General features: G+C 71.1%; 11 protein-coding genes and 1 tRNA gene. 10 read left to right on the top strand and 2 right to left on the bottom strand.

All coding sequences use genetic code 11. The features are described 5' to 3' along the window. The first annotated feature begins 25 nt into the window (after window positions 1–25). The 4 genes from nrfD (at window position 26) to AB0M88_RS23920 (ending at window position 3,498) form a co-directional block, all read left to right on the top strand. A complete protein-coding gene (gene nrfD / locus AB0M88_RS23935) occupies window positions 26–958 on the top strand; it encodes an NrfD/PsrC family molybdoenzyme membrane anchor subunit (RefSeq protein ID WP_364105788.1) in 933 nt (310 codons plus the stop codon). 102 nt (window positions 959–1,060) lie between these two features. Continuing rightward, window positions 1,061–2,353 (top strand): OFA family MFS transporter, encoded by a 1,293-nt coding sequence (locus AB0M88_RS23930; protein ID WP_364105723.1) that lies wholly within the window; start codon window positions 1,061–1,063, stop codon window positions 2,351–2,353. Window positions 2,354–2,357: 4 nt separating this feature from the next. Beyond that, window positions 2,358–2,891 (top strand): hypothetical protein, encoded by a 534-nt coding sequence (locus AB0M88_RS23925; RefSeq protein WP_364105721.1) that lies wholly within the window; start codon window positions 2,358–2,360, stop codon window positions 2,889–2,891. Next, window positions 2,866–3,498: a TMEM175 family protein gene (locus tag AB0M88_RS23920; protein ID WP_364105719.1), complete on the top strand. Its 633-nt coding sequence runs from the start codon at window positions 2,866–2,868 to the stop codon at window positions 3,496–3,498. Before AB0M88_RS23925 ends, AB0M88_RS23920 begins: the two co-directional genes overlap by 26 nt. On the opposite strand, the gene selD is transcribed toward AB0M88_RS23920, so the two are convergent. Next, window positions 3,495–4,496 (bottom strand): selenide, water dikinase SelD, encoded by a 1,002-nt coding sequence (gene selD / locus AB0M88_RS23915; protein ID WP_364105717.1) that lies wholly within the window; start codon window positions 4,494–4,496, stop codon window positions 3,495–3,497. The two genes, AB0M88_RS23920 and selD, sit on opposite strands and share 4 nt — an antisense overlap. A gap of 42 nt (window positions 4,497–4,538) precedes the next feature. On the opposite strand from selD, the gene AB0M88_RS23910 reads away from it, so the two are divergent. The 3 genes from AB0M88_RS23910 to AB0M88_RS23900 all read left to right on the top strand — a co-directional run bounded on the left by AB0M88_RS23910 (window position 4,539) and on the right by AB0M88_RS23900 (window position 5,713). Further along, window positions 4,539–4,632, top strand: a tRNA-Sec gene (locus AB0M88_RS23910). A gap of 43 nt (window positions 4,633–4,675) precedes the next feature. Then, window positions 4,676–5,149, top strand: coding sequence for a hypothetical protein (locus tag AB0M88_RS23905; protein WP_364105715.1), 474 nt, complete (start codon window positions 4,676–4,678; stop codon window positions 5,147–5,149). A 33-nt stretch (window positions 5,150–5,182) separates the two neighbouring features. Then, window positions 5,183–5,713, top strand: coding sequence for a GNAT family N-acetyltransferase (locus AB0M88_RS23900; RefSeq protein ID WP_364105713.1), 531 nt, complete (start codon window positions 5,183–5,185; stop codon window positions 5,711–5,713). Here AB0M88_RS23900 and AB0M88_RS23895 read toward each other — a convergent pair. Beyond that, window positions 5,643–6,647: an aminoglycoside phosphotransferase family protein gene (locus AB0M88_RS23895; protein WP_364105711.1), complete on the bottom strand. Its 1,005-nt coding sequence runs from the start codon at window positions 6,645–6,647 to the stop codon at window positions 5,643–5,645. The genes AB0M88_RS23900 and AB0M88_RS23895 overlap by 71 nt on opposite strands. Window positions 6,648–6,700: 53 nt before the next feature. Here AB0M88_RS23895 and selA point away from each other — a divergent pair, with 53 nt between their 5' ends. The 3 genes from selA to AB0M88_RS23880 all read left to right on the top strand — a co-directional run bounded on the left by selA (window position 6,701) and on the right by AB0M88_RS23880 (window position 11,716). Beyond that, window positions 6,701–7,990, top strand: coding sequence for an L-seryl-tRNA(Sec) selenium transferase (gene selA / locus AB0M88_RS23890; RefSeq protein ID WP_364105709.1), 1,290 nt, complete (start codon window positions 6,701–6,703; stop codon window positions 7,988–7,990). Next, complete coding sequence (gene selB / locus AB0M88_RS23885) at window positions 7,978–9,711, top strand: selenocysteine-specific translation elongation factor (RefSeq protein WP_364105707.1); 1,734 nt, start codon at window positions 7,978–7,980, stop codon at window positions 9,709–9,711. Before selA ends, selB begins: the two co-directional genes overlap by 13 nt. Window positions 9,712–9,772: 61 nt before the next feature. After that, window positions 9,773–11,716: a phosphocholine-specific phospholipase C gene (locus tag AB0M88_RS23880; protein WP_364105705.1), complete on the top strand. Its 1,944-nt coding sequence runs from the start codon at window positions 9,773–9,775 to the stop codon at window positions 11,714–11,716. Window positions 11,717–11,841 lie beyond the last annotated feature (125 nt).

Genomic DNA, 11,841 nt, shown 5'->3' with positions numbered 1-11,841 from the left:
GCGTCGCGGCGGGGGCGACCGGGCTATGGTGCCGCCGGCGACGTTCCGGTCCTACTACGGGCGGCCGGTCGTGCGGGCCGCGCCGTGGGAGAAGGACGTCCCGGCGTACCTGTTCACCGGTGGCCTCGCCGCCGGCTCGGCCCTGCTCGCCGCCGGGGGTCAGCTGACCCGTCGCCGGGGGCTGCGCCGGGCCGGGCGGCTCGGTGCCGCGGGCGCGCTCGGCCTGAGCACCTACTTCCTGATCAACGACCTCGGCCGGCCCGAGCGGTTCGTCAACATGCTGCGGGTGGCCAAGCCGACCTCGGCAATGTCGATGGGCACCTGGATCCTGTCCGGCTTCGGCGTGGCGGCCGGCGCGGCCGCGGCCGCCGAGGCGGCTCCGATGCTGCCCAGGCGCGGGCTGCTCGGCCTGGTGCGCAAGGTGCTGCCCCCGGTCGGGGCGGCCGCAGGCCTCGGTGCGGCGGCGCTCGCACCCGCGCTCGCGACGTACACGGCTGTGCTGCTCACCGACACCGCGACGCCGAGCTGGAACGCCGCGTACAAGGAGTTGCCGTTCGTCTTCGCCGGGAGTGCGATGGCCAGTGGCGCCGCGGTCGGCCTGATCGCCGCACCGGCCGACGAGGCGGGGCCGGCCCGGCGGATGGCTGTGCTCGGTGCCGGGCTCGAGCTCTACAACGCACACCGGGTGGAGACCGGGAAAGGCATTCTCAGCGAGCCCTATCAGAACGAGCAAGCCGGGAAATGGCTGCGCTCCGCCCGTACGCTCACCGCGGCCGGCGCCCTCGGGGCGCTCGCCGGGCGACGCAGCCGGATCATCTCCGCGCTGTCCGGGTTCGCTCTTCTCGCCGGGTCGGCATTGACGCGGTTCGGTGTCTTCGAGGCCGGCATCGCATCGGCCAAGGACCCGAAATACACGGTCGTCCCGCAGCGGGAACGGCTCGACGGCAAGCTTCGCTGATCAAGCGTTCCTCCTGCTCGAACAGAAGATGCGCGGGGGCGCCGGGGCCGGTAGCGTCATTGACTAAAGTCGATCAAGACGCGCCCCGGCGAGGAGGTCGAGATGGCGACGTCCAGCACCAATACTCCCGAACAGGTGACCGTCGAGAGAAATCCGACCCGCGGCCGCTGGTGGATCGTCGCCGCCGCCGTTCTCGTCCAACTGGCCCTCGGCGCGGTCTACGCGTGGAGTGTCTTCAACAAACCCTTGCAAGCCGAATTCGGCTGGAGCAAATCCGAGGCCGTGCTGCCGTTCGAGTTCGCGATCGGCACGATTTTCATCGGCAGCCTGATCGGCGGCCGCATTCAGGACCGCCGCGGCCCGCGCACGGTCGCCCTCGCCGGTGTCGTGCTCTATGCGATCGGCACCATGCTCGCCTCGCTGGTCAACACCGGCGGCCAATTGTGGCTGCTCGTGGTGACCTATGGCGTGCTCGGCGGCATCGGGCTCGGCGCGGCCTACATCACGCCGATCGCGATGCTCTCGAAATGGTTCCCCGACCGGCGTGGCCTGATCACCGGCATCGCGGTGGCCGGCTTCGGATTCGGCGCCGTGATCACCGCCCCGGCGGCCAAGGCGCTGCTCAACGGCACCGACGACAAGACCAGCGTCTTCCTGCCACTGGGCATCGCCTATCTGATCGCGGGCGTGGTCGGCGCGCTGTTCTTCCGCAATCCGCCGGCCGGCTACCAGGTGCCCGGTTTCGTGCCCGCGTCGACCGGGCGGGCGGTCGCCGGAACCCGTAACTACTCGCTGCCCGAGGCGCTGCGCACCAAACAGTGGTACATGCTGACCGCCATTCTGACGCTGAACGTGACCTGCGGCATCGGCTTCATCTCGCAGGCCTCCGACGCGGCCCAGGGGGTGGCCGGGGTGTCGGCGGGGACGGCGGCCACGATGGTCGGCGTGCTCGGCCTGTTCAACGGCGGCGGCCGCATCTTCTGGGCGTGGCTGTCCGACCGTACGGGCCGGATGTTCGCGTTCCTCGGCATGCTGGCGTTGCAGCTGGTCTGCTTCGCGATCCTGCCCTGGGCGTCGGCGTTCGCGCTGTTCGCGGTCCTGGCCGCGCTGATCTACCTGGCCTACGGCGGCGGGTTCGGCACGATGCCGGCGACGGCGGCCGACTACTTCGGCACGCCCAACGCGGGCGCGATCTACGGCGCGATGATCGTCGCCTGGAGTATCGGCGGCGTGGTCGGGCCGCTGCTCACGGCCGCGCTCTACGACGCCGACAACCAGAGCTACACGCTGCCGTTCCTGGTGCTGGCGGCGATCGCGCTGGTGTCGCTGGTGCTGCCGCGGATCACGAAGATGCCCGCGGCGCCCGCACTCGAAGAGGCACCCGCGGTTCAATAGAGCGGTGGCAACCTGGCCGGCCGCGATCCGGTTTCCGGACGGCACAACCAAATACGCCCGGTACAGCACGGTCGTCGAGGCCGTGCTGTCCGGCTTCTACTCGGACGCGCTTCTGACCGAGCCCGATCCGCCGGTCGTCGCGGACTTCGCGCCGGTCGCCGACCTGGTCCCGGTGACGGTCACGGTCGCCCCCGACGACCGGACCTGGCATGCGGTCGTCGACCCCGCGCGGAACGAACTGGTCGGGCCGCGGTCGGCGAGCATCGGGTACGACCTGCAGGAACGTTTTGAGCTGGCACGGGACGCGGACGGCGTACGTCATCTGCGCGCAAGGAAAGACGTGGCCCTCTGTGGCCGGTCAGCGCAAGGCCCGGCCCTGCCTTTCCATCGTCCGTGGTCCCTGGACGGTTCGGGACCGGAGGTCCCGGACGTCGACCTGTTCGCTTCCTGGGCCGGCGGCGCCGTATGCCGGGACTGCCTGCTGACCGGTCTGCCGTCTAGCATTCACCGGCATGGACGCCAGGGAGATCACGACTGACGAGCCCGATCCGCGCGCGATAGCCGCCGAGCGACTGACCTTCTTCGCCGACGCGGTCATCGCGATCGCCATCACGCTGCTCGCTCTCGAGTTGCCGGTGCCCACGGGGAACACCAACCACCTGGTGCTGCACTCGTTGTCCGCCAATCGCGGCGAATACATCTCGTTCGTCATCAGCTTCTATGTGATCGGCTTCTACTGGGCCCACCATCACAAGGTCTTCCGCTATGTGACCGTGCTCGGCGGCCGGCTGGTCTTCCTGACCCTCCTGTGGCTTTTCATGCTGGTGCTGACGCCGTTCGCCACCCGCATGCTGAGCGGCGACGGCGGATTCCAGGTGCGGTTCGTGTTCTATGCGATCGTGCAGGCGCTGGCCGGCCTGGTGTGGCTGCTCATGGTCCTCCAGATTCAGAGGAACCGGCTCTACCGCGCCGACACACCGCCCGATCTGTTCAAGAACGCCTATTTCGGCACCGGCGGTCTGGCGGCCGGCTTCCTGCTGTCGATACCGTTCGCGTTCTTCCTCAGCGACTACGCCTACGACCTGTGGATCGCCGTGCCGATCGCGACCGCACTCGTCGGGCGGCGCTTCTTCAAGCAGCGCTAGCGGACCTGGATCGTGATCCCGTCGCCGTGCGCGGGGAAGAGCTCGCCGATCACCGGGTGACCCGGGATCTCGCCCGCGATCAGCAGACCGCCCGAGGTCTGGGCGTCGGCCAGCAGCAGCAGCTCGTCCTCGGACGCGGAACCCGGGTCGAGGTGCGGCCGCACCCAGTCCAGGTTGCGTCGGGTGCCGCCACTGACGTACCCGCCGCGCAGCGCCTCCCGGGCGCCCTCCAGATAGGGCACCGCGGCAGCGTCGACGCGGGCCGTCAGGCCGCTCGCCCGGGCGAGTTTGTGCAGGTGGCCGAGCAGGCCGAAGCCGGTGACGTCGGTCGCGCAGACCACGCCGGCCTTCAGGGCGGCCTCGGAGGCGTCCCGGTTGAGGGCGCTCATCGTGGCGACCGCGTGCGCGAAGACCTCGCCGGTCGCCTTGTGGCGGCTGTTGAGCACGCCGATGCCGAGCGGTTTGGTCAGGGTGAGCGGCATGCCGGGCGCGCCCTGGTCGTTACGCAGGATCCGGTCGGGGTCGGCGACGCCGGTGACCGCCATGCCGTACTTCGGCTCCGGGTCGTCGACGCTGTGCCCGCCGGCGACATGGCAGGCGGCCTCCCGGGCGACGTCGAGGCCGCCACGCAGCACCTCGGCGGCCAGCTCCATCGGCAGCAGCTCCCGCGGCCAGGCGAGCAGGTTGACCCCGACGACGGGCGTTCCGCCCATCGCATAGACGTCGGAGAGAGCGTTGGCGGCGGCGATCCGGCCCCAGTCGTACGCGTCGTCGACCACCGGCGTGAAAAAATCGGCCGTCGCGACGATCGCCGTACCCCGCATGATCTTCACAACGGCCGCGTCGTCCCCGTCGTCGAGGCCGACCAGCAGCTCACCGGGCCCGTTCGGCGTCTCGGCCCCGACCAGGCCGGCGACCACCGCTTCGAGCTCCCCGGGCGGGATCTTGCAGGCACAGCCACCGCCGTGCGCGTACTGGGTCAGCCGAGTGATCGTCATGCGTCCACTTTTACACCGTCGGACTCGGATAGGGTGATCGGCGGAGGCGTTCAGGTGGCTGGTGCCCCTCCCGGTCTTCAAAACCGGTGTGACCCGGCACCCGGGTCAGGCGGGTTCGATTCCCGTCCGCCTCCGCTCAAGTTTGCGCTTCACGAGCGGGACTAGTCAGGCCGCTGCAAGTGGGCTGGCACGCGGAGACCGTGCCGTTCTTTGACTCTCACCTGGGCGAGTCGATCAACATTGGGCTGGAGCGGTCTACCGCGGACTCGTTCGACGTCCCCGCGGGCAAAGCTCGAACTGCGGAAAAGCGCGAGAAGGCGCTCGTCGATCGTTTCGCGGCTGTCCTTGCCGGCGAAGGTCACCAGGTGGCTCGACGAAGGATCACGCCGGCGGGCCAGTTGGTGCCGATGTATACCGATATCTATGACGTCACTGTCGGTGAGCTTTTCGAGGCGAAGGCCACGGCCCGACGGGAAGATGTGCGGATGGCTATTGGGCAGCTATTCGACTATCGCCGTCATATGCCGGCTGGAACGGACCTGACAATCCTGCTGCCCAGCCGACCATCGAACGACATCCTTCACCTCATCAGAAGCGTTGGCTTCGCTTGTGCTTATGAGTCCGACGGCCATTTCGAGCGTATCGAGCCGTAACCGGAGGGCGCCGCGAAGCCGTACTATCCGTCGATGCGTTCGTTGATGATTCGGCCGGGTGGGCCGGGCGACGTCGGTGCTGTGCTCACCGTGTTCGACGATGCGGTTCGGTGGCTGGTGGCACGCGGGCAGCCCGGGCAGTGGGGGAGCACGCCGTTCTCCGAGGTTCCGGAGACGGTCGCGCTGGCCGAGGAGTACGCGGCTTCGGCCGGGTTCTTCGTCGCCGAGCATGCCGGCCGGACCGTCGGGGTGCTGGTCGTCGGGCAGTCGTCCGAGCCGGTGCCGGCGCCGAGCGAGCCCGAGCTGTTCGTCAAGCTGCTGGTGACCGACCACTCGGATGCCGCGCGGGGCGTCGGCTCCCTGCTGCTCGAGCATGCGCGGGTCCTGGCCGTCACGGGCGGCGTCGGGCTGCTGCGCCTGGACTGTTACGCGGGCAACGGCGGCGGCCTCGTGCACTACTACGAGCGGCAGGGCTTCACGGCCACCCAGACTTTCACCGTCGATAAGCCGGACGGCCCGTGGCATGGCCAGCTGCTGGAGCGGCGTCTGCCAGGGCGGCGGTGATCTGGCGGGTGGTCTGCGCGGCGATGCGGGCGTCGCCGGCGGCGTAGGCGCGGTGGGCCAGCAGGCCGCCGGTCAGGGTCCAGCCGCGGCCGCGGGCCCACGTGGCCTCGTCGAGATCGAGCGCGGCGCGGAAGGCGGCCCTCGGGGCCGGTTCCAGGAGGGTGTACGCGATCTGCAGGTCGGTCGCCGGATCGCCCACGCCGAGGCCCCCGAAGTCGATGACCGCGCTCAGCCGGCCGTCGGCCGCGAGCAGGTTGCCGGTGTGGAAGTCGCCGTGAAACCAGACCGGCGCGCGGCCCCAGGGCGGGGCCTCGAGGGCCTCCTCCCACACCCGGGTCAGCACCGCGGCGTCGAAGAACCCGGCCAGCTCCGTGATCGCCGCCCGCGTGACCTCATCGCGACCCGCGAGCGGCCCGGCGTCCAGTTCCCGGCCCGGGAGCGGCCCGGCGTCCGCGTCCAGTTCCCGGCCCGGGAGCGGCCCGGCGTCCGTGTCCGGGTCACGGCCCGCGAGCGGCCCGGCGTCCGGCCAATCGTCGGCCGGCGGGGGAACGGGCAGGCTCTGCAGAGTGGACAGGAAGCCGGCCAGTGTCAGAGCGGTCTCGACCGAACCGCCCAGCCCTTCGGCCGACGTCCCCGGCAACCAGCGCGGCACGCCCCACGACCACGGATAGCCGAAGTCGGCCCGACCCACCGCGACCGGCACCGGCACGGTCAGCGGCAGATGCGGCGCCAGCACCGGCAGCCACGCCGCCTCCTTGGCCGCCTGACCGACCGCACCCGGGTGCCGCGGGAACCGGGCCGACAGCTCCGCCCCCAGCCGATAGATCACGTGGTCGGATCCGGCCGGGTCGAGGCGCCGGAGCGGCAGCCCACTCCATTGCGGGAACTGCGTGTCGATCAGCTGCCGGGCCAGCGGTGCGTCAACGGGAAACACCGGTCGAACCTGTCAAACGGCGGGGGAGATGTCGACGGGATTAACGTACGGGTGTGACGACGGATGCGCGACGGCTCGTGCCGCGTACGGATGTGGTGTTGAACGACCCGCGCCTGCGGGAAGCCGCGGACCGCCTGGGGCGGCCCGTCGTCAAGGCGGCCGTGACCGCCGCCCAGCAGCGGGTCCGCGACGGTGATCTGGCTCCCGGCGAGGTCGCCGCGGCGGCCGTCGCCGCGTTGCCGGGGACCGCCGGTGGCCTGCGTCCGGTGCTCAACGCGACCGGCGTCGTCCTGCACACCAACCTGGGCCGGGCGGCACTGTCCGATGCGGCGCGGGAGGCGGTCGCGGCGGCGAGCGGCCACACCGACGTCGAGCTCGACCTGGGCACGGGAAAGAGGGCGCGCCGCGGGCGCGGTGCCGTCCAAGCCCTCGCGGCGACGGTCCCCGAGGCGGGCGGCGTCCACGTGGTCAACAACGGCGCGGCCGCCCTGGTGCTGGCCGCGACCGCGCTGGCCCGCGACAAGGAGATCATTGTCAGCCGCGGCGAGATGGTGGAGATCGGCGACGGTTTCCGCCTGCCCGACCTGCTGGCGTCGACCGGTGCCCGGCTCCACGAGGTCGGCACCACGAACCGCACGTCGCGCAAAGACTATGAAGACGCGATAAATCGCGACACCGGATTCATCCTCAAGGTCCATCCGTCGAACTTCGTGATCAAAGGCTTCACGAGCGGCGCCGCGATAAGCGCGTTGAAAGACCTGAGTGTCCCGATTGTCGCCGACATCGGCTCGGGCCTGCTGCGGCCCGACCCGCTCCTGCCCGACGAGCCCGACGCGGCGACGACGCTGACCAGCGGCGCCGACCTGGTCACGGCCAGCGGCGACAAACTCATGGGTGGCCCCCAGGCCGGCCTGATGCTCGGCACCGGGCCCCTCATCGAGAAGCTCCGCCGGCATCCCCTGGCCCGGGCGCTGCGGGTCGACAAACTCACCCTCGCCGCGCTCCAGGCCACCCTCGAAGGCCCCGAAACCCCCACCTGGGAAGCGTTGCGGATGCCGCCCGAAACCCTCAAACACCGCACGGAACGGCTCATCGCGATGCTCGCGGTCGAGGACATCACCCTCGAGAAAACCGAGGCCGTCGTGGGTGGCGGCGGGGCGCCCGAGGTCGCGCTCCCGTCGTGGTCGCTCTCACTGCCGGAGGCGTACGCGAAAAGCTTGCGGGAAGGCACGCCGCCGATCGTCGGGAGGGTTGAGCGCGGGCGCCTCCTGCTCGATCTCCGCTGCGTGCCGGCGGACCGTGACCGGGACGTCGTCGAGGCCATCCAGCGATGCACGTCCTAGCCACCGCCGGCCACGTCGATCACGGCAAGTCGACGCTGGTCCGGGCCCTGACCGGCATGGAGCCGGACCGCTGGGCCGAGGAGCGCCGCCGCGGCATGACCATCGACCTGGGCTTCGCCTGGACGACCCTGCCGTCGGGGGTGACGGTCGCGTTCGTCGACGTGCCCGGGCACGAGCGGTTCGTGCCCAACATGCTGGCCGGGGTCGGGCCGGTCCCGGCCGCGATGATCGTGGTCGCGGCCGACGAGGGCTGGATGCCGCAGTCGGCCGAGCATCTGGCCGCGCTGGCCGCGCTGGACGTGCGGCACGGTCTCCTGGTCGTGACGCGAAGCGACCTCGCCGACCCGTCGGCCGCGATCGCCGAGGCGCGGGCGGAGATCGCGCGGACGGCCCTCGGTGACGTGCCCGCGGTGGCGGTGAGCGGCGTGACCGGCGCCGGCCTGGACGAGTTGCGGGCCGAGCTCGACGAACTCCTGGCGACCCTGCCCGGCCCCGAGATCGAAGCCCCGGTCCGCCTCTGGATCGACCGCGCGTTCACCGTCAAGGGCGCGGGCACCGTCGTCACCGGCACCCTCGGCGCGGGCCGGATCAGAACCGGCGACGAGCTCGTGCTCGGCGATCGGACGGTCCGGGCCCGCGGGTTGCAGAGCATGGGCGCGCCCGAGCCCGAGGTCGCGGCCGTGGCCCGGGTCGCGGTCAACCTGCGGGGCGTCGAGAAGGACGCCGTCGGCCGGGGAGACGCGCTGCTGAGCCCCGGCCAGTTCCGCGGCACCGACCTGATCGACGTCCGGGTGCACGGCGATCCCGCCGCCGACCTGCCCGCGACCATCACCTTCCACATCGGATCGGCCGCGGTTCCGGTCCACGTCCGGCCCCTCGGCGAGGACACCGCCCGGCTGCGACTCGCGAGGCCACTGCCCCTGCGCATCGGGGACCGGGGTCTTCTCCGCGACCCCGGGAAGCATCACGTCGCCGGAGGTGTGACGGTGCTCGACTGCGTACCCCCAGGTTTGAGCCGGCGGGGATCCGCCGCGGCCCGGGCCGCCGTTCTGTCCGAAATGGACGGTGTCCCGGACCTGGCCGGCGAGGTGGCCCGGCGGCGGCTGATCCGCGCCGGGGACCTGGCCGCGATGGGAGTTCCGCTGTCGTCGCCGCCGACCGTCGCGGGCTGGTTCGTCGCCCCCGACCTCTGGTCCGAGCTGTCCGAGCGGGCCGGCCGGCAGGTGGCCGACTATCAGAAGGCCAATCCCCTGGAGCCGGGGATGCCCGTCGACGCCCTCCGCCACCGACTCGAACTGCCGGACCGCGCCCTGACCGAGGCCCTGATCCGCCCGCCGCTGATCCTGCGCAACGGACGAGTCTCCGCCGGCAGATCGGACATGTCCGACCTGGAGGCGCTGATCGGCAAAGCCTTCGACGGCCTGCCGGCCCACACCGCCCCCGAGGCCAACGACCTGACGGCCCTGGGGCTGGGCCCCCGTCAACTGGCCGCCGCGGTCCGCACCGGACTCCTGATCCAGCTCGCCCCGCAGGTCGTGCTCCGCGCCGACGCCGTCGAAACCGCGGCGGCCGTTCTGTCGCGGATATCCACACCCTTCACTCTCAGCGAAGCCCGTCAGGCTCTCAACACCACCCGCCGGGTAGCGGTTCCCCTGCTGGAACTCCTCGACAAACGCGGCATCACCCGCCGCCTTCCCGATGATCGCCGGACAGTGACCTGACTCGATCAGTTCTTCTCCGGGTCGCCCCCTGTTTGCGATCGCCGGGAGAAGAATGGCGGCCATGAGCCCGATCAACCGCCGTGGATTCCTGGCGCTGGCCGGTGGTGCCACCGCCATGGCCACCCTGTCACCCAGCATCGCGCGCGCCGCGGCCATCCCGGCCGACCGCCGCACCGGGAGCATCAAGGACATCGACCACATCGTCGTCCTGATGCAGGAAAACAGGTCGTTCGACCACTACTTCGGCTCGCTGCGCGGGGTGCGCGGCTTCGGCGACCGCACGCCGGTGACCCTCCCGGACGGCCAGTCGGTGTGGCACCAGGACGGCATCCTGCCGTTCCGCCCCGAGGCCGACGACCTGGGCCTGCAGTTCATCCAGGACCTGGCGCACGGCTGGAACGACGGGCACGACGCGTTCAACGGCGGCCGCTACGACCGGTGGGTGCCGGCCAAGACGCCGACCACGATGGCGTACCTGACGCGGGAGGACATCCCGTTCCACTACGCGCTGGCCGACGCCTTCACGATCTGCGACGCGTACCACTGCTCGCTGCTCGGCCCGACCGACCCCAACCGCTACTACATGTGGACCGGTTACGTCGGCAACGACGGCCAGGGCGGAGGCCCGGTCGTCACCAACGACGAGCTGGGCTACAACTGGACGACCTATCCCGAGCGGCTCGAAAAGGCCGGCGTCTCCTGGAAGATCTACCAGGACCAGGGCGACGGACTCGACGCGGCCGGCTCCTGGGGCTGGACGCAGGACGCCTACATCGGCAACTACGGCGACAACTCGCTGCTCTACTTCGACAACTACCGCAACGCGCAGCCGGGCAGCCCCCTGTACGAGAAGGCGCGTACCGGAACTTCCGGCAGCGATTTCTTCGCGCCTTTGCGAAACGACGTCGTCAACGGCAAGCTGCCGCAGATCTCCTGGATCGTCGCCCCCGAGGCCTACAGCGAGCACCCGAACTGGCCGGCCAACTACGGCGCCTGGTACGTCGCTCAGGTCCTCGACGCGCTGACCGCCGACCCCAAGGTCTGGGCGCGCACCGCGCTGTTCGTCACCTACGACGAGAACGACGGCTTCTTCGACCACATGGTCCCCGGCTACCCGACCGCCGGCCAGTCCACGGTGTCGACCGCCGGCGAGTTCCTCGACGAGCCCGCCTTCACCCCCGGCCCCTACGGCCTCGGCGTCCGCGTCCCGATGGTCGTCGTCTCCCCGTGGAGCACCGGCGGCTACGTCTGCTCCGAGGTCTTCGACCACACGTCGATCATCCGGTTCATGGAGAAGCGGTTCGGCGTCCACGAGCCCAACATCTCGGCCTGGCGCCGCGCGGTCTCCGGCGACCTGACCACCGCGTTCGACTTCGGCAAGACCCGCACGACCCCGCCCCACCTGCCCGACACGGCCGGCTACGAGCCGCCGGACCGCGTCCGCCACCCCGACTACGTGCCGACGCCACCCACCGACCCGAAACTCCCGCACCAGGAACCGGGCCGCCGCCCCACCCGCCCGGTGCCCTACGACGTGGCCGCGGACGCCCACTACCACGGCTCCCAACTGGAAATCACCTTCGCCAGCAAGGGCCCGATCGGCGCCGTCTTCCACGTCACCCGCCCCGGCGCCGACCCGCAGACCTTCACGGCCGCCCCGCGCACCCACCTGACCGGCTCGTGGCCGTCCGAGGCCGACGTCACGGTCCACGGCCCGAACGGCTTCCTCCGCCACTTCCGCGGCGCCGGCGTCGACGCCACCGTCCGCCAGGACCACATCACCCTGGCCAACCCGTCCGCCCGCCCGGCCCGCGTCATCCTCACCGACGCCTACACCGGCGACCGCACGGTGGTCCGCCTCAACCCGGGCCAGAGCCAGGTCCACAAGGTCCGCCTCCGCGACGGCTGGTACGACGTCGCCCTCGCCGGCGACCTCGACAAAACCTACGCCCGGCGGCTGGTCGGCCACGTCGAGGACGGCAAGCCGAGCCTCAGCCAGCCTTAAAGAACAAGATGTCGTAGCGGGGTGGGTGGTGACGGACCGCCGCTCCCGCCGAGGGCCCGGCCGGGCCGAGCAGGGCGCTGGCGCGCCCAAACCGCTCACCCCGGCCGGGCGACCTGCGTAATCGG

The sequence above is a fragment of the Actinoplanes sp. NPDC051411 genome, from assembly GCF_040682075.1.
Taxonomy (GTDB): Bacteria; Actinomycetota; Actinomycetes; order Mycobacteriales; family Micromonosporaceae; genus Actinoplanes.
The sequence above is the reverse complement of the archived record's forward strand: the minus strand, read 5'-3'. Positions and strand labels throughout refer to the sequence as shown.

Coding starts and splice junctions, on each gene's coding strand:
- nrfD (WP_364105788.1), top strand. CDS start 26: ATGGTGCCGCCGGCGACGTTCCGGTCCTACTACGGGCGGCCGGTCGTG.
- AB0M88_RS23930 (WP_364105723.1), top strand. CDS start 1,061: ATGGCGACGTCCAGCACCAATACTCCCGAACAGGTGACCGTCGAGAGA.
- AB0M88_RS23920 (WP_364105719.1), top strand. CDS start 2,866: ATGGACGCCAGGGAGATCACGACTGACGAGCCCGATCCGCGCGCGATA.
- selD (WP_364105717.1), bottom strand. CDS start 4,496: ATGACGATCACTCGGCTGACCCAGTACGCGCACGGCGGTGGCTGTGCC.
- AB0M88_RS23900 (WP_364105713.1), top strand. CDS start 5,183: ATGCGTTCGTTGATGATTCGGCCGGGTGGGCCGGGCGACGTCGGTGCT.
- selB (WP_364105707.1), top strand. CDS start 7,978: ATGCACGTCCTAGCCACCGCCGGCCACGTCGATCACGGCAAGTCGACG.
- AB0M88_RS23880 (WP_364105705.1), top strand. CDS start 9,773: ATGAGCCCGATCAACCGCCGTGGATTCCTGGCGCTGGCCGGTGGTGCC.